General features: G+C 61.0%; 18 protein-coding genes. 14 read left to right on the forward strand and 4 right to left on the reverse strand.

Features of this window, described 5'->3' with window-relative positions; translation table 11 throughout:
• Window positions 1-117 precede the first annotated feature (117 nt).
• The 3 genes from ACHMW8_RS24405 to ACHMW8_RS24415 form a co-directional block, all read right to left on the reverse strand.
• Window positions 118-468 carry a hypothetical protein gene (locus ACHMW8_RS24405; protein ID WP_395444040.1) on the reverse strand — a complete coding sequence of 117 codons (351 nt, stop codon included), beginning with the start codon at window positions 466-468 and terminating at the stop codon, window positions 118-120.
• A complete protein-coding gene (locus tag ACHMW8_RS24410; RefSeq protein WP_395444041.1) occupies window positions 458-898 on the reverse strand; it encodes a hypothetical protein in 441 nt (146 codons plus the stop codon). Before ACHMW8_RS24410 ends, ACHMW8_RS24405 begins: the two co-directional genes overlap by 11 nt.
• 162 nt (window positions 899-1,060) lie before the next feature.
• Window positions 1,061-1,831, reverse strand: a complete 771-nt coding sequence (locus ACHMW8_RS24415; RefSeq protein WP_395444042.1) for a hypothetical protein — start codon at window positions 1,829-1,831, stop codon at window positions 1,061-1,063.
• Window positions 1,832-2,095: 264 nt separating this feature from the next.
• On the opposite strand from ACHMW8_RS24415, the gene ACHMW8_RS24420 reads away from it, so the two are divergent.
• Genes ACHMW8_RS24420 through ACHMW8_RS24440 form a run of 5 tightly spaced genes read left to right on the forward strand, consistent with a single transcriptional unit; the run spans window position 2,096 to window position 7,425 of the window.
• Complete coding sequence (locus ACHMW8_RS24420; protein WP_395444043.1) at window positions 2,096-2,422, forward strand: phage terminase small subunit P27 family; 327 nt, start codon at window positions 2,096-2,098, stop codon at window positions 2,420-2,422.
• 22 nt (window positions 2,423-2,444) lie between these two features.
• A complete protein-coding gene (locus ACHMW8_RS24425) occupies window positions 2,445-4,076 on the forward strand; it encodes a terminase large subunit (protein ID WP_395444044.1) in 1,632 nt (543 codons plus the stop codon).
• A gap of 20 nt (window positions 4,077-4,096) precedes the next feature.
• Window positions 4,097-5,386: a phage portal protein gene (locus tag ACHMW8_RS24430; RefSeq protein WP_395444045.1), complete on the forward strand. Its 1,290-nt coding sequence runs from the start codon at window positions 4,097-4,099 to the stop codon at window positions 5,384-5,386.
• Window positions 5,383-6,153 carry an HK97 family phage prohead protease gene (locus ACHMW8_RS24435; RefSeq protein WP_395444046.1) on the forward strand — a complete coding sequence of 257 codons (771 nt, stop codon included), beginning with the start codon at window positions 5,383-5,385 and terminating at the stop codon, window positions 6,151-6,153. The genes ACHMW8_RS24430 and ACHMW8_RS24435 overlap by 4 nt, the downstream gene beginning before the upstream one ends.
• 54 nt (window positions 6,154-6,207) lie before the next feature.
• On the forward strand, window positions 6,208-7,425 hold the full coding sequence (locus ACHMW8_RS24440; RefSeq protein ID WP_395444047.1) for a phage major capsid protein: 1,218 nt from the start codon (window positions 6,208-6,210) through the stop codon (window positions 7,423-7,425).
• 169 nt (window positions 7,426-7,594) lie between these two features.
• Here the strand turns inward: ACHMW8_RS24440 and ACHMW8_RS24445 are convergent, their stop codons facing one another.
• Window positions 7,595-8,038, reverse strand: a complete 444-nt coding sequence (locus ACHMW8_RS24445) for a hypothetical protein (RefSeq protein WP_395444048.1) — start codon at window positions 8,036-8,038, stop codon at window positions 7,595-7,597.
• 36 nt (window positions 8,039-8,074) lie between these two features.
• Between ACHMW8_RS24445 and ACHMW8_RS24450 the strand changes: the two genes are divergently transcribed.
• The 9 genes from ACHMW8_RS24450 (at window position 8,075) to ACHMW8_RS24490 (ending at window position 15,354) form a co-directional block, all read left to right on the forward strand.
• A complete protein-coding gene (locus tag ACHMW8_RS24450; RefSeq protein WP_395444049.1) occupies window positions 8,075-8,659 on the forward strand; it encodes a head-tail connector protein in 585 nt (194 codons plus the stop codon).
• 198 nt (window positions 8,660-8,857) lie between these two features.
• Window positions 8,858-9,208: a head-tail adaptor protein gene (locus ACHMW8_RS24455; protein ID WP_395444050.1), complete on the forward strand. Its 351-nt coding sequence runs from the start codon at window positions 8,858-8,860 to the stop codon at window positions 9,206-9,208.
• Between the two features lie 61 nt (window positions 9,209-9,269).
• Window positions 9,270-9,596 (forward strand): hypothetical protein, encoded by a 327-nt coding sequence (locus tag ACHMW8_RS24460; RefSeq protein WP_395444051.1) that lies wholly within the window; start codon window positions 9,270-9,272, stop codon window positions 9,594-9,596.
• A 3-nt stretch (window positions 9,597-9,599) separates the two neighbouring features.
• Window positions 9,600-10,007 carry a DUF3168 domain-containing protein gene (locus tag ACHMW8_RS24465; protein WP_395444052.1) on the forward strand — a complete coding sequence of 136 codons (408 nt, stop codon included), beginning with the start codon at window positions 9,600-9,602 and terminating at the stop codon, window positions 10,005-10,007.
• A 48-nt stretch (window positions 10,008-10,055) separates the two neighbouring features.
• Window positions 10,056-10,493, forward strand: coding sequence for a phage tail tube protein (locus ACHMW8_RS24470; protein WP_395444053.1), 438 nt, complete (start codon window positions 10,056-10,058; stop codon window positions 10,491-10,493).
• 2 nt (window positions 10,494-10,495) lie between these two features.
• The gene (locus ACHMW8_RS24475) at window positions 10,496-11,149 is read left to right on the forward strand and encodes a gene transfer agent family protein (protein WP_395444054.1); all 654 of its coding nucleotides are present in this window, start codon (window positions 10,496-10,498) and stop codon (window positions 11,147-11,149) included.
• A gap of 7 nt (window positions 11,150-11,156) precedes the next feature.
• Entirely contained in the window at window positions 11,157-14,066 is a 2,910-nt protein-coding gene (locus ACHMW8_RS24480) for a tape measure protein (protein WP_395444055.1), read from the forward strand.
• A gap of 32 nt (window positions 14,067-14,098) precedes the next feature.
• Entirely contained in the window at window positions 14,099-14,683 is a 585-nt protein-coding gene (locus ACHMW8_RS24485; protein WP_395444056.1) for a hypothetical protein, read from the forward strand.
• Window positions 14,683-15,354, forward strand: a complete 672-nt coding sequence (locus tag ACHMW8_RS24490) for a hypothetical protein (protein ID WP_395444057.1) — start codon at window positions 14,683-14,685, stop codon at window positions 15,352-15,354. Before ACHMW8_RS24485 ends, ACHMW8_RS24490 begins: the two co-directional genes overlap by 1 nt.
• Window positions 15,355-15,356 lie beyond the last annotated feature (2 nt).

Genomic DNA, 15,356 nt, shown 5'->3' on the forward strand with positions numbered 1-15,356 from the left:
CTCATCCCCCCCCCCCCTCGACCGGCGGACGACCCCGGCCGGGGTAGGGTCGAAGCTCCCGGACGTTCGGCCGGACACCGGCACTCTCCACAACGCACGCGCCCGCGAAATTCAGACCTATTTTTTAGGGGTAGCCTTGAGTTCGATGACTTGCGGTTTGCCGTCGAGGTCAACCGTTTCAATCTTCTGGTCACGTTGAAAATATTCCACAATACATTCAACGCACCGGATCATCGCGTGATAGGCGTCCTTTCGAAGGTCGTCGGATATTTCCAACGATTGACCAATCATATTATCCAATGAAGCGAACTCAGCCTTTATGAGCGCTTCGTTTTCCTTGTCCGCAGAACCAACGACGGCAGTTCCGTTATTGCTCTCGACTTTCAACAGCGACATCGCTTGCGTACGAAGCGTTCGATACATCGTGGCCATTTCGAGAATGGCGTTAAAGCGGTCATCAAGGTCCACGACCATATTCGAAAATTGGTAGCCCCCGAACTCGCTTAGCTCTGTAAATTTCTTCGCCGGTAATAGTCACCCTGTTCGGGTAATTCGCGTATGGCTGGAGCGCGGCTGACACGAATTGTGCTTTTCCTTCTTTGTGGGCGGCCACCGCTGTATTCACATCGGCTACGTACCCCGTTGTGAATGTGTAGGCTTTAGTGATCACGCGGAATAGCGAGACCATCGCCATGTCGTCGCGCTCCCTTTCTTCGCCCTGCTTTTGCTTCCGCGCGATTGCCGCCGTGACCATGGCGCCCGCCCAAGCGCCGATGAGCGCGCCTGCGATACCAATGCTTCCCGTGATCAGGTCCGCCCCGTAGTCGTGTTTGTCGTCGGGGACTTTCTCGACGATGACCTTGATGGGCTGACCGGTTGTCGCTGGCGCGGCTGGCAACTGTTGCGGCTGAACAGCGGGGCGGCTTGGCTTGGGTCGCTGGAGTCGTCATACGCCGAAGCTAAACCATAGGCGGCCCCGTCTAAATACCTGCGATATGCCCGCAGGACGTCCATCTAAACCAAGCGCCATCAAGCACTCCAAACATATCAGACCTAGCCTCTAAGGCTCGCCGTCGATGGCCTTGATGGTCTCAGGCTTACCCTCAAGATCATTTACAACGATCAAGTGTTGACGCTTGAGGTAACGCCCCGCGCCCTTATGAAGATCAATAATCGCCTTCCTTGCGCGCGGGCGGTCAGCTTCGGTATTCTCGATCATATTGGCAATCAGTGCATCAAGCGCCTCAAGATGCGGCGCGGCCTTAGCGATCTCAGGACTTTCCCAATCAAATTCAAATCCACCATCGGTCGCCTCGCCGTGAGCCTCAAGACGCTCAATGACCAGCCTGCGCTCTCGCTCGTATCGTTCGAGTAGACTTAGCGTTGAATTGAATTGCTCGTCGAGAATGCTGACGTCATTTGTGAATTCTAGGCCAGCAATGCGGCTGGTACGCCAAAGTTCGTCCGTAGTGAAATGGACCTCCGCCAGCTTATTCGCTGCGGGTCTGGCATTTATGAAGATGTACTTTTGGTTCTCATTCTCAGATTTCATAGCCGCGTTGACGACAGACTCATTGATGACGGTGAGACGGGAGTAAATCTTGCCCAGTTTCTGCGTCATCACGAACACAGCGTGTTCGTTCTTCTCGCGCTCCTCGCGCTGTCGGGTGTCGTCGTTTGATTTCTTCGTAAGCCGGTAGCCGATGTAGGCGCCCAGCAGCGCCGCGACCAAGCCGACCGTGCCCGACACCCCGATATTCACCCAGTCCGTCAGGTGATCGTCAGGCGGCATCTGTGTGACCGCCACGGTGACGGGCTTGCCGACGGTCACAGGGAGCGGCGTCGGAATTCTTCGGGGTCACGACCACGACCTTCTCAGGCGTAGCGGCGTCAGCGGGTCTAGTGGTGGTCGCGCTCATAGCGAGAAGCTATGCCATAGGCGCCACCTTGGGGAGCCCGCCTAAATACCTGCGACATGCCAGCAGGAAGACCGTCAAAACCAAGCGCCATAAAGAAGCTGGAGGGCAACCCCGGCAAGCGCGCCATCAACAAGGCTGAACCCGTTGCCACGGGCCTCCCTTCCCCGCCGAAAACAATGACCAAGGCCGCCGCCGTCGTGTGGAAGCGCCTTGCGGGCTCAATGCCCGCTGGCGTCTGGACAGCCGCCGACGAGAACCTTCTGACCGCATATTGCGAGGCCGTGGCCATGCACGCCATGGCCTCGGAAGCGCTCCAGACCCAGCCCGTCGTCATGGTTCGCGGAACTGGTGCCCTCGCCGTTTCTCCGTGGGTTGCGATCCAGTCCGACAAGGCCCGGCTGATGGCCAGCCTCGGCGCCCGTCTGGGTCTAGACCCTCTAGCGCGTCAGGCGATCAACGCACCGCCGGAAGAATCTCCAAAGAGCACCTTCAACTTCAACTAAGCCCTCACCGGGTAAATACTCGGTGAGTAACGAAATTGAATACAAGAACCAGCGCGCCGAGCGCGTAATTGCGTTCGTTGAACAACTGACCGTCATGATCGGCGACGGTACGGGCCAGAAGCTTAAACTTCGGCCCTTCCAGCGTGATTTCATTTACAAGGTCTACGCGCCTCATTCGAAGATCACCGGAAAGCGTGTCGTCCGACGCGCTGTTTATTCCGTTGCCCGCAAGAACGGTAAGACCGAACTCGCCGCAGCGCTAATCCTTTGCCACCTGATCGGCCCGGAGTCGGAACCTAACGGTGAAATCTACAGCGCCGCGAATGACCGCGTTCAGGCTGGTATCGTCTTCAAAGCCATCGAACGGTTCATCAACGCAGAGCCCGCGCTAAGAGCCGTCCTCAAGGTCGTTCGCGGCACAAAGACCGTCTACGTGACCCGCAGCGACATCAAGGCCGCCGGATCGGTCTTCCGCGCCTTGTCGAGCGATGCGGGCCGTCAACACGGCCTGAACCCTTCCCTGATCCTCTACGACGAGCTTGCTCAGAGCCGATCGCGCGAACTGTTCGACACGTTGGCGACCTCCCAAGGTGCCCGCTCCGAGCCGCTGCTGATGGTCACCAGCACCCAGAACGACGACCCGACACACGTCCTGTCCGAGATGATCGACAGCGCGGATGACGACCCAACTCGTGTCGTGGCGCTGCACTCGGCGCCCGAAGGTTGTGACCTGATGGACGAAGCCGCTTGGCTTGCGGCGAACCCGGCCCTTGGTGAATTCCGCGACCGTGACGAATTGGTCGCGATGGCGAAGGAAGCGGTGCGCCTTCCGTCGTTCGAGCAACAGTTTCGCCTTCTGTACCTCAACCAGCGTGTCCCCCTCCATTCGTCCCTGATCGCGGCGACGGACTGGCGAGCTTGCGGACCGACCATCACGGACGCGCCCCGGTTCAGCCTGTCGGACACGTGGGATTTCGAGCCCGGCGAACAGGTCTATCTTGGTCTCGACATGTCGTTGAGAACCGACCTGACCGCCCTCGTGGCGGTGTCGGCTGGCCAGCAGTCGCGGGCCAAAGCCAATTTCTTCAAACCGGAGGATCACCTACGCGACCACAGCGACCGGGACCGTCAGCACTACGACATTTGGCGCAAGCAAGGATGGCTGACCGCCACGCCGGGGCGGTCGGTTGACCCTAAGTGGGTCGCCCATCGCATCCGGGAAATCAACGACAGGAACCCGGTCGTCGGCGTCGCCTATGACCGCGCCTACATCGGCGAATTGCTCCGTTGCCTGTCTGACATCGGCGTTGTCGCCCAAGAAGGAGAAGGCCCCGGCATCCGCCTAGTCCCGTGGGGTCAGGGCTTCACGTCCATGGGGATCGCGGTCAACGCTTTTGAACACGCCGTCCTTCAGGGCGAGCTTCAGCATGACGGCAATCCAATACAGACGTGGAACGTCCTGAACGCGGTCAGCGTCAGCGATCCGGCCGGTAACCGGAAGATCGACAAGACGAAGGTCCGAATGCGCGTGGACGGTGCCGTGGCGCTGGCCATGGCCCTTGGCCTCAAGTCGCAGGACCGTCAGGCCGGTCCCGAACGGTCTTTGTGGGATGATCCGACGTTTAGCTTGTTCGGCAGTAATCGGGCCGCATGACCGATCTTCCTAAATAGTCGATGGCACTATTTGGAATTTTCGGAGGCGAAACCCGCTCCAACAGTCTTGAGAACCCTTCGGTTTCACTGACAGACGAGAACGCTTTCCGTCTGGCGTTCGGCGACACTTTCAAGGGCTTTACAGACGAAGACGTCAACGAGCGCACGGCGCTTGGCGTCCCGGCTATCTGGGATGCGGTCAACTTCGTCTCGGGTGCAGTCGCCTCCCTGCCCCTTCACGTCTACCGCCACGGCGATGACGGTCCGGTCAAAGCCGATGGCGACCCGGTGTATCCGCTCCTGACCGGGACGGTGAACGACGACCTTCTGACGTCTTTCCAGTTCCGCAAATGGTTGATGACCCGCCTCATGCTTGAGGGCCGGGCTGTCGTCTGGATCGAGCGCAACCGCGCCAACCGGCCCATGAATTTGTGGCCGCTCGACCTCTCGACGCTGACCATCAAGCGCGTAGACAGCCGCCTAGTCTACGAGCGCAAACGCAAGAGCGGCGCCGTGGACGTGTTCGCCGCCGGTGAAGTCCTCGACTTCGTTTGGATGCCTGCGGGCGACGGCATCAGCCACATCAACCCCATCCAACAGCACCGCAACAGCATCGGCCTGACCATCGCGGCCGAACGCTTCGCCGCGAACAACTTCGCTAACGGCGGCGTGCCGACGACCCTGTTCAAGATTCCGGCGCAGAACCCGGCGGCTTTCGACCGCGCCGCCGCTGAATTGAACGCCAAGCTCTACACGGGCGGGAAGCGGTCACGGTCCGGCGAAGCCATTCCGAAGGAGGTTGAAGTTGAGACGCTGGGTCTCAATCACACCGACCTTCAACTAATCGACGCTCGCAAATTCCAGATCACGGAAGTTGCGCGCATTTGGAACATCCCGCCGTCGTTCTTGAAAGACCTGACGGGCGGCACATTCAACAACAGTGAACATCAGGACTTGGCGTTCGTGAAGCACACGCTCACGCAATGGCTAAAGATGATTGAGGAAGAACTGAACGCGAAGCTTTTCGGCCGAAAGTCCACGAACTACGCTGAGTTCAACCTTGCTGGCCTGCTACGCGGTGATTTCAAGACCCAGATGGAAGGCCTTCGGACCGGCGTGTTCGGCGGCATCTACACGCCCGATGAAGCTCGCGGCTACCTGAACCTTCCGGCCAAGCCGGGCGGCGACCGTCTGCTGATCCAAGGCGCGACCGTCCCGCTGACCGACGCGGGGAAGCAAGTCGCCCCGTCCGCTCCGACCCAACCCAACCCCGACCAAGACCCGGCCGCGTCGGGCGAGGAAGACCAATGACTATCGAATATCGCTCGTTTTCGTTCACCCCAACCGTAGCCCCGGAGGCTCGCGCCGCTGGCGTCGCCGGTGACAAGCTCGCCGGTCACGCCATCGTCTATAACCGTGACAGCCACGACCTCGGCGGCTTCATTGAGCGCGTCGCACCCGGCGCCCTCGCCCGTTCGCTCGACGCTGCTGCGGCCGGTGAACTGAACATCCATGGACTGTGGTCGCACGACAGCAGCCAACCCCTCGGCTCGACCCGTGGCGGCAAGCTCAAGCTGACGTCGGACACCGAAGGTCTGGCGTTTGAGTTGGACACCACGCGCTTCACCCCGGCGCAACTGGACGCCGCTCGCGACGGCGATCTTCAAATGTCGTTCGGCTTCCGCGTCGTGAAGGACTCGTGGGTCCGCCGCGACGATGGCGTTGCCGAACGCACGCTGATCGACGTGGACCTGTTCGAGGTCTCGCCGGTGATCAGCCCGGCCTATCCCGACACGACGGCGGCCCTGCGGTCTCTGGAGGCTTTCAAGGCCGAAGAGGCTCGTTGCGCGCCGATCACCCTCGACCCGGCGAAAATCTATTTCGACGACGAGAAGCCGATGGGTGTTCGAGACGACTTCGTTGACTCGCGTTTCACCGGTCAATCAGCAACGACGCTTTTGACATCGGTCACCGCCCAAAATCCGAATGTAGCAAAAGAGAACGTCGCCCTGAATATCAAGCGATCCCTGATGTTGAAGGCGATTGAACAGCACATCCGGGGCCTTCCGGCGGCCTAGTATTACCTGAAGATAAATAACTCCGAGACTTTCTAACTCGGAGTTATTTCATCAATGTCTAACCACAAGGACTTGCTCACCCAGAGCATCCAAGCGGCGCACGAAGCCCGCGACCTTCTGAACCAAATCACGGACAAGACCGACGAAGGTCGCGCTCGTGAACTGGACGAACAGGCCAACCGCGCCTTCGCCCAATCGGAAGCCCTGCAAAAGCGCGCCGAAATGCTGCGCTCGATTGAAGAGCGCGACGCCACTCTGAACGCCGCCGATCCGCGCCGCGAGGTCGAAGACCGTTCGGCCGCCGCCACCGGCGCCAAGACCAAGGAAGAGCGCCACGCCGCCGTTTTCGAAGCCGCCATGCGCGGTCACGAACTGCCGGAAAGCGGTCGCGAATTCCGCGACCAGAACGTCGGCACGAACTCGGCTGGTGGCTATCTGGTCCCGGCTCAGTTCCAAGCCAACCTGATCAAGGCTCAAAAGGCCTTTGGTCCGATGAACGATGACTCGGTCATCTCGTACCTGAACACCGGCACGGGCGCGAAGCTGACGTGGCCGAAGATGGACGACACGGCCAACAAGGGCCGAATGATCGGCGAAGCGACTGCCCTGCAATCGAACGCCTCGGTCACCTTCTCGACCATCGACCTCGACGCCTACAAGGGCACGTCGGACATCATCCTTGTATCGGATGAACTGCTGAACGACGCTGAAATCAGCATCGAGAGCATCCTGACCGACGCCATCGCCGAGCGTCTGGGCCGTCTGGTGAACTACCAACTGACCGTTGGCACGGGCACGAGCGCCCCGAACGGCCTGATCACCGCCGTTGGTACTCCGTCGCTGCTGACGACCGCCAACGCCGTCATCGCCACCGACGACATCCTGAACCTGTCACACGAAGTTGACCCGGCTTACCGTGGCAATCCGGGCGTCGGCTTCATGTTCAACGACGCTACGCTGCTGGACCTGAAGAAGAAGAAGGACAACAACGGCAACTACATTTGGCAACCGGGTACTGTTCAGGGCGCCGCCCCGACGATCTTCGGCTACAAGTACGCCATCAACCAAGACATGGCGAGCATTGCCACTGGCAACGTTCCGGTCGTCTTCGGTGATTTCAAGAAGTATCAGGCTCGTCGCGTCAACAACGTCGTCATCAAGCGCCTGAACGAACGCTTCGCCGACTCCGGTCAGGTCGCGTTCTTGGCCTTCATTCGCTTCGACGGCGACCTGATGGACTCGCGCGCTATCAAGGGCCTGAAGGTCAAGTAATGATCCAAGCCCAAGATAAGGCTACTGGTAAGGTTCTGGTCGGCGAGGACGCAATTCGCGCCCTTGCCGCTGGAACAGCTACTTTGGTGCGCGAGACCCGATCGATGGAAAAGGCCTCGCTGCGCCATCGTTGAGTAAGATGAACCCCGGCTTCGGCCGGGGTTTTTCTTTAGGTGTTCACTGCCTTCCAATACATCTCGTTCACTTGCCAACAGATGTAGGAAATGCCCCCAAAGATCAGCAAGCCATATTGAAGCTTGCGCCGAACGGCCGCCATGCCATCGGCTTTATTGAACGCAATCTCACCTTTATCCCGCAGAAAATGGCGATCAGCGAGAGTAAACCTCTTGTCGTGGAAGGCGTCGTTCATCTGAATATTGATGGCGAGCGAGCCACGAACATAGGCCAACCGCTCACATCCGAAATAGAAGCTCAGCCCCCAACTGAGAACGGCGACACCCAAGCAAATCTGGGACCAAGAGAGAGCCATGCCTTTCACTTGGTTCATCGCATAGGCGATTGAAGCGCCAGCCGCCGCGAGAAGGAAATAGTCAAACTTATCGTCGTGCGCCCGAATTGTCTTCCTGAGTTCAAGACCAGCTTCACCAGCCATACCGAAGGCCTCCCCGCGTCAATTCCTAAATAGTGGATGTACTTTGACCGCACCAGCCTAGTCGCCGCCCCGACTGAACCTGTTCTCGAACTCGACCGCGTGAAGCAACACCTCGGCGTCGGCCACGACGACGATGACGACCTGATTGCCCTGTATCTGGAGGCCGCTACGGCGGCCGTGGAAGGCCCCACGGGGGTCGGCATCCCTCTCCGCCCAGCGACCTACAAGCTGACCCTTGAGGGCTTCCCCTGCGGCTGCATCGTCATCCCGCTCCGTCCGGTCACCGGCGTCGCGGCGATCACCTACCGGGACACCGCAGGCGTCACCCAGACGCTAGACCCGGCCGCCTACATCGTGGACGTCGCCACAGGCACGGTCGCCCGTCCGGTCGGCGGTAGCTGGCCCTCTACGATGGCCGCGCCGTTCGCGGTAACGGTCACCTTCACGGCCGGGTTCGAGACGATCCCGGCGGACCTACAGGCGGCCATTCTGCTGACGGTCGGCCACTACTATCGGAACCGTGAAGCGGTCGTTGGGACAGAGCTTTCCGTGACGCCGTTCGAACTCCCCATGGGCGTCGAAGCGATCCTGAGCCGCTACCGGGTCACGACCTTCGGCTGATTGCCCGGCGATAAATATTATCGCCATGAAACTTGTGACTTTTATTCGGGATTACGATTACGTCCCCAAGGATCACACCCAACTAACCTACGCCTACCTTGCGGGCGAGACTGTTGAGGTTGCTGACGAGTGCGCGGAACGCGCCGTTGCACTCGGCTACGCTGATTACGAACTCGATGACGCTGAGGACGACGCTTAATGGCGTTCCGTCCGCCGGGCGCAGGCGAGTTGCGCGAGCGCGTGAAGATCGAACGCCCCGATCGCGAGCCCAATGGTCGCGGCGGGTTCGTTGAGACGTGGCGCGTCGTTGCCTCCGGCGTCCCGGCGAAGATCAGCCCGACCAAGGGCGGCGAAGAGGTCCGCGCCGCTCGCCTGACCGGCGTGAACACCTTCGATATGACCGTTCGCCTGTCGTCGGTGCTGACCGCCCCGGCGGCCGACTGGCGCGTGACCAACGAGCGCACCGGCGCGGTCTTCAACATCGTTTGGGCGGCCAATCTCGACGAACGCGGTCGCTTCCTGACCATGACGGTGAAGGCCAGTGGCTAGGCGGTCGGCGTTCGAGCGTCAGGCGGCCTTCGAAGCAACCCTTGCCCGTCAGCCTGCGGCCATGCGCGAGGCGATCCTAGCCGTCAACGAGCGCATCGCGACCCAGCACGCGGCCCGGCTGGCGATCACGGTCCCGAAAGGCTCGCCCTATCGCGGTCACATCGTCTCGTCGATCCGTGTGAAGACCGGGGCCAACGGGTTCGAGAAGGTCATTTCCATCGGTTCGGAGGCCTTCCCGTATGCGGCGCCCTTGGAGTTCGGCCACCGAAATAAGGACGGATCGCGGACACCGCCGACCAAGTTCTTCTTCCCGCTCGTTCGGATCATGCGCCGAAAGTATCGAGCCGCCCTCATCCGGGCCGTCCGCCAAGTGCTCCGTGGTAAATAACGGATGCAGCTTGAGCCATCCCTTTCGATCCAAGACGCCGTTTACTCGGCACTTTCCGCCGTGGACGCCGCAGGCGGTCGCATCTTCTTGCGCGTCCCGGCGAAGACGCCCCTGCCCTACATCGAGTTCGGTCAGGACCACGTTCTAGGCGCCCACGAAGAGGGCGGCGAAATGTTCGAGGTCAACGTAGAGGTCTCAGCCTTCGCGGCCGACATGGACAGCCTGAAGGCCGTGGTGAACGCGATCTTCGGCGCCCTCTACCGTCCCATTGAGATCGTCGGGTTTAAGGCCTTCGAATTCCATTTCGAGAGCGTGCGCATCCACAAAGAATACGACGACACCGGCGCGACGGGAACAACAGAACAAGCCGACTGCTCATTCAGATACATGGTCGAGCGCCAGCCCACCTAACGCCCACAGATAAATAACTCCGAACAATTAAACTTCGGAGTTCACAATATGCCTGCAAATATCATTGATCCTGTTCTCGGCTACACGATGGTCGTGAAGGTTCAAGACCAAGCTAACGCCACGCTCTACGCTCAGTCGATGGTGTTCAACAAGTCCACGGCGCTTTCGTTCAGCACGAAAACCGTGGATGACGAGCTTGTTGACCTGAACGACCTGTCCGCCCCGGCTCAGACCGTCCGCCGCGTCGCCTCGTTCGACACGAAAGTTGACGGCAATGGCACGTTCGCGAAGGCCGACAGCGGTTTCTACACCGCGTGGGCCACCGGCAACGCCGCCGTCCGTAACTGTAAGATCAGCTACGCGAACACGACCGTCACCGGCCCGTTCGTCATGACCTCGTTCAACATCACCGGTGAACGTCAGCAGTCGGTTCAAGCTCAAATCACCCTTGAGCAAGCTGGCGCCGTCACGGTGACGACGGTCTAAGCATGAAGGGTACTCGCTCAGCGAAGATCACCCGCTTCATTCATGATGACGACTATGATCTTTGCCTACGCATCGGCGAGTTGATTGAACTATCGGAGGTTCGCGACAGCGGGCCTCCGGTAATTCTGTCTCGCCTTTCGGAGGGTGCTTGGTTTCCTCAAGACATCATTGAGACCATCCGACTTGGCCTGATCGGCGGCGGATTGCACCCGCAGCAGGCCAAAAGGCTGACCGAACGAGCCGTTCAGTCCGGCTATCTTATCGACTATCAGGCCGTAGCCCTTGAGGCCCTGTACGCGGCCATGGTGGGCGTTCCTGACGACCTCCCCGAAGTCGGGGATGACGAGCCGGGGGGAGCAACAGACCCCGACGACGGAAAGCGCCACATAAAGTGGTCTAGCTATTTCCAGTTCGGAGGGGTCGCCGGTTACACGCCCGCCGAAGTGAAGGCGATGAGCCTCTATGAATTCTCATGCGTCCGGTCGGGATGGATGCTCGCCAATGGCGGTCAGCCCGATGAAAAGGACGAACCGGTTGATGATGACGAGTTTGAACGTCTCGTAGCCGCCCACGAAGAACGCAGCGAACAAGCAACCCGCGTTCTGTCGATGGAAGAGTTCCTAGCAATGAACAAGGACAAGGTGACGCCATCCTAAATACTGGATGGCCACCGTCCTTGATACAATAGAGACCCGATACAAAGCTAACATCATTGATTTCGAGCGCGAAGTTGCTCGAATGCAGAAGATTAGCAGCAAGGCCGCTGAGCGGATTGCTTCTGATCAGAACCGTCAGGCCGCTTCAGCCAAGTCGGCTTGGCAAAAGGCCGACATTGGCGGCGCCCTTCAGAAATCCATGTCGTCGGGCGTCACCGGCGCCACGGCTGAACTCGCCAAACTCGCCCCTGCCCTAGCAGCCGCGTTCGCGGGCAACGCCGCCATCGGCGCGGCCGACACCTACAACCGCTTCACCAACAACCTGAAGGTCGCGGGCCTTGAGGGCGTCAAGCTCGCCGAGGTTCAGGACCACCTCTACGCCGCCGCGCTCAAGAACGGCGCCGCGCTCGAACCTCTCGGTCAGCTTTATGGCCGCGTCAGCCAATCGGCCAAGGAACTCGGCCTCTCGTCGTCCGGTGTCCTCACGATCACCGACGCCGTGGCCGCAGCCGTTCGCGTGTCCGGCGGATCGGCTGAAGAAGCTTCCGGCGCCCTGTTGCAACTGTCTCAGGCCCTCGCCTCCGGCACGGTCCGCGCCGAGGAGTTCAACAGCATCAACGAGGGGCTTTTGCCGCTCCTCCAAGCCGCCGCCGGTGCGTCGGAGAAATACGGCGGTTCGGTCGCCAAGATGCGCGCGGACGTGCTCAAGGGCGGCCTGTCCTCGGCTGAGTTCGCCAAGCTGATCGAAGCCGGTCTTGGCTCGTTGGAAGGCAAGGCGGCCAAGGCCAGCCTGACCGTCGAACAGGCGATGCAGAACGTCCAGACGGCCCTAATCAAGGGCATCTCGACAGTAGACCAGACCTACGGCGCGACCCAGAAACTGACGGGCGCGCTGACGTGGCTGAGCCAAAACCTCGACATTCTCGGTAAGTCGCTGATCGTCCTTGGCGGCATCTTCGCCGTCAGCATGGCGCCCGCCATTGGTCGGGCCGGGATCGCCCTCGGGACCTACACGGCTGAAGCCATCGGCGCCGGTGTGGCTTCGGCTCGTCTCGCCGCCTTCCAAGTCACAATGGCCGCCTCGATGCGCGGGACGACCGTCGCGACCGAAACCGCCGCGATGGCGATGCGTGGCCTCATGTCGTCCACGGGCGTCGGTCTCGCCATCGTCGCCGTCACGGCCGCCCTTGGCCTGTTCGCCGCGAAGTCCATGGAGGCGGCGGAAGCTGAACGCCAATTCCAAGGTCGTCTTGAGGCCGCCCGCGCCGCCAAGGCCGAAGCCGCAAAGGCCAGCCACGCCGCCCGCGTCGCGACCGGTGACCTGACGTCGGCGGAAAAGGACGCTCTCCAGCACACGGCCAACCTCACCAAGGAAGCCAACAAGCTCGCGGACGCCCGTTATCGGGAGGCGGCGGCGACCAAGGCCGCACGCCTTGAAGAACTGCTGAAAAACACCGGCAAGACCGGGGCCGACGTGATCCACGCTCGTCAGAATCTCGCCCGCGCAACGGTGGGTCGCGAGTTCTCGACCAACATCTATTCGCCGGGCATGACCGCGCCCCAACAAGGCCCGGTCAAGGACAGCGCCGATGTCACCCAGAAACGCAAAGACCTAACCACCGCCGAGGAGGCGAACGCCGCCGCGTGGAAAGATTTCTATGCGGAGCAAAACCGGAAGCTTGTGGAGTACATCCCCAAGCCGACGCCGGGAACGACCAAACCCGACAAGGGCGCCGCCGGACGCGAACGTCGTGGCGACACCGCGATTGAAGCGGCTGAGACCGATCTTCGGAACGCGACCCGTGGCCTCGCCTACACGCGCGAGGAACAGCATCAGGCCGCCCTCACGTCCCTCAAGGACGAATACGACCAACACGTTCGGAAGCTCGACGAGGCCGTTGAGGACAAGCAGCTTTCCGGCCCCGACGCTGAGATTGCTAAGGGCAAGTACAAAAAAGCCTACAATCTCAAGGTTCAAGCTGAGGACGCCGCCTATCAGCGCGATCTCGACCAGCAGACCCGCGAAGTCACGGCCCGCGACCTCGACACCAAGCTTGAGGGTCTTCGGGTTCAAGAGGACGACCTTCGCTCGCTGGCCAGCCACGCGGCCACGATCAAGGACAAGCAATCCTACGAAGCCGCCGCGCTGGCCAAGCGTCAGGAAGCGGACAAGCTGTCGTTTGTGGCTCAGCAGGATCAGCTTCGCCTCGACCTCAAAAAGCTTGGCCTAACCAAGGACGAAATCGACGCTCGCGTTGCCGCGCGCCAGTCGGTGTTCAACGACAATCAGGCGGGCGAACGGAAAGACCTAGTAACTTCTCAGGGCGACGAACTGCCGTCGTGGTCCACGTGGTTGAAGAACCTCGGGACCGACGCAGAGGTCACGACCCAGAAGCTACAGGGCGTCGCCGCCAACGGCCTGAACGGTCTAGCGGACGGCATCGCCGACGCGGTGACCGGCGCCAAGTCGCTCAAGGCCGCCTTCGCCGACACGGCAAAGGCGATCATCGCCGACCTCGTGAAGATCGCCGTCAAAATGCTGATCTTCAAAGCCCTCGGGAACATCTTCCCCGGCTTCGGCAAGATCGCGAACGTCAGCGTGGCCAAGAACGCGGCGGGCACGAACTACTTCGGCGGCGGCCTGTCCATCGTCGGCGAGGCCGGTCCCGAACTGGTGGCGATGCCCCGTGGCGCTCAGGTCGCCCCGAACAACCTGCTGAAACGGGCGCTCCAGACTCCGACCGGATCGGGCAATTCGACCGTCGTGAACAACTATGCGCCGGTCATCCACGCGGACGGCGCCGTCATGGCCGGTTGGGTCAAAGAGGAAGTGTACAAGGGCATGGTGCAGGCCGTTCAGACGTCCCGCCAAGCATCGGCTCAGGACAGCGTGAGAACGGGCCGTAACCGCCTGTAAATCAAGGAAATCGTCGCCGTCCTAAATAGTCGGTGACGATTTCAATTCCTTCCCTTCCGCAGCACGAAGCCCAAGAACTCAAGCTCGTTTCGTCGGCCACGAACGCCACGCCGCAGTTCGGCGGGCCGGTCCAGCGCATCAGCCGTCTAGGCGACCGCTTCACCCTGACGGTCAACACCCGCAAGCTCAGCTACACGCAGGGCGCCAGCGTCGTCGCGGCACTACTGCAGGGCCTTTCCAACAAGGTCACCTGCCCGGTCCAACAGCCCGGCCTCGCAATCGGGTCTCCGGGCAATCCGACCGTCGTCAGCGGGTCGGGCACGACGCTCACCCTGACCGGCTTCACCAACGGATACGCCATCCGTTCGGGTCAGCTTTTCAGCATCGTCCACGGCGGGAAGCGATACCTGCACATGGCGACCGCTGCGGCCACGGCCGCCGGTGGCGCCGCGACGCTGACCGTCTTCCCGATGCTCCGAACGCCGATGACCTCGGGTGACGCCGCTGAGTTCGCCAACCCTCAAATCGAAGGGTTCTTGGCCGACACGTCGCAAGGATGGTCGGTCGGACTGTCTCAGGCCATCGGCCTGACCTTCAGCATCAGCGAGGCCGCGTAATGGCCCTTGATGCTTCCCTTGATACCGGCCTCCAGTCGCAGGCCATCCGGGTCTTCACGGCCGTCCAGATCGCTCTACCAGCGTCCGGCCCCTACCCTGCTTACACGGTCAACCTGATCGACGGTTCAGGCTTCGTGACGTTCTTCGTCAACGGCGTCAGCACAACCTTCAGCGGTTCGGACGACACCTTCGGGACGCTCGGCACGATCAGCGCCGTCAGCGAGGCCGTGGCCACCGAAGCGCCCCGCGTGACGGTCACCATCTTCCCGCCCACGAGCGCGGCCGTGGGACAGTTGAACCAACCGCTCTACCAAGGCGCCCCGGTCAAGATTTGGTTCGGGATCGTCAACGAGACAACCGGCGCGGTGATCGGCGTCCCTGAGCTTCTGTTCAGTGGTCGTCTCGACACGGCGAAGACCACGGCTCAGACCAACGCCCGGATGGTTGAACTCGACGTGGCCAGCACGTTCGAGCGCATGTTTGTCGCTCAAGAGGGCGACCGTCTGACCGACCGTTGGCATCAGTCCATCCACCCCGGCGAGACTGGCCTTCGCCTGAATAACGACGCGCTTCAAGACCCGATGTGGGGCGCGGAAACACAGGCGGCGGCCGTCGCAGTCCAAAACCCATCGGTCATCCTCAAATGGATGTACCCAAACGCCGGGTTCTGATC

This window comes from Caulobacter sp. UC70_42, assembly GCF_044056025.1.
Taxonomy (GTDB): Bacteria; Pseudomonadota; Alphaproteobacteria; order Caulobacterales; family Caulobacteraceae; genus Caulobacter.

Excerpts from the sequence above, each read along its gene's own strand:
- ACHMW8_RS24420 (WP_395444043.1), top strand. The coding sequence starts at position 2,096 with ATGACCAAGGCCGCCGCCGTCGTGTGGAAGCGCCTTGCGGGCTCAATG.
- ACHMW8_RS24430 (WP_395444045.1), top strand. The coding sequence starts at position 4,097 with ATGGCACTATTTGGAATTTTCGGAGGCGAAACCCGCTCCAACAGTCTT.
- ACHMW8_RS24435 (WP_395444046.1), top strand. The coding sequence starts at position 5,383 with ATGACTATCGAATATCGCTCGTTTTCGTTCACCCCAACCGTAGCCCCG.
- ACHMW8_RS24440 (WP_395444047.1), top strand. The coding sequence starts at position 6,208 with ATGTCTAACCACAAGGACTTGCTCACCCAGAGCATCCAAGCGGCGCAC.
- ACHMW8_RS24445 (WP_395444048.1), bottom strand. The coding sequence starts at position 8,038 with ATGGCTGGTGAAGCTGGTCTTGAACTCAGGAAGACAATTCGGGCGCAC.
- ACHMW8_RS24450 (WP_395444049.1), top strand. The coding sequence starts at position 8,075 with ATGTACTTTGACCGCACCAGCCTAGTCGCCGCCCCGACTGAACCTGTT.
- ACHMW8_RS24455 (WP_395444050.1), top strand. The coding sequence starts at position 8,858 with ATGGCGTTCCGTCCGCCGGGCGCAGGCGAGTTGCGCGAGCGCGTGAAG.
- ACHMW8_RS24460 (WP_395444051.1), top strand. The coding sequence starts at position 9,270 with ATGCGCGAGGCGATCCTAGCCGTCAACGAGCGCATCGCGACCCAGCAC.
- ACHMW8_RS24465 (WP_395444052.1), top strand. The coding sequence starts at position 9,600 with ATGCAGCTTGAGCCATCCCTTTCGATCCAAGACGCCGTTTACTCGGCA.
- ACHMW8_RS24470 (WP_395444053.1), top strand. The coding sequence starts at position 10,056 with ATGCCTGCAAATATCATTGATCCTGTTCTCGGCTACACGATGGTCGTG.
- ACHMW8_RS24475 (WP_395444054.1), top strand. The coding sequence starts at position 10,496 with ATGAAGGGTACTCGCTCAGCGAAGATCACCCGCTTCATTCATGATGAC.
- ACHMW8_RS24480 (WP_395444055.1), top strand. The coding sequence starts at position 11,157 with ATGGCCACCGTCCTTGATACAATAGAGACCCGATACAAAGCTAACATC.
- ACHMW8_RS24490 (WP_395444057.1), top strand. The coding sequence starts at position 14,683 with ATGGCCCTTGATGCTTCCCTTGATACCGGCCTCCAGTCGCAGGCCATC.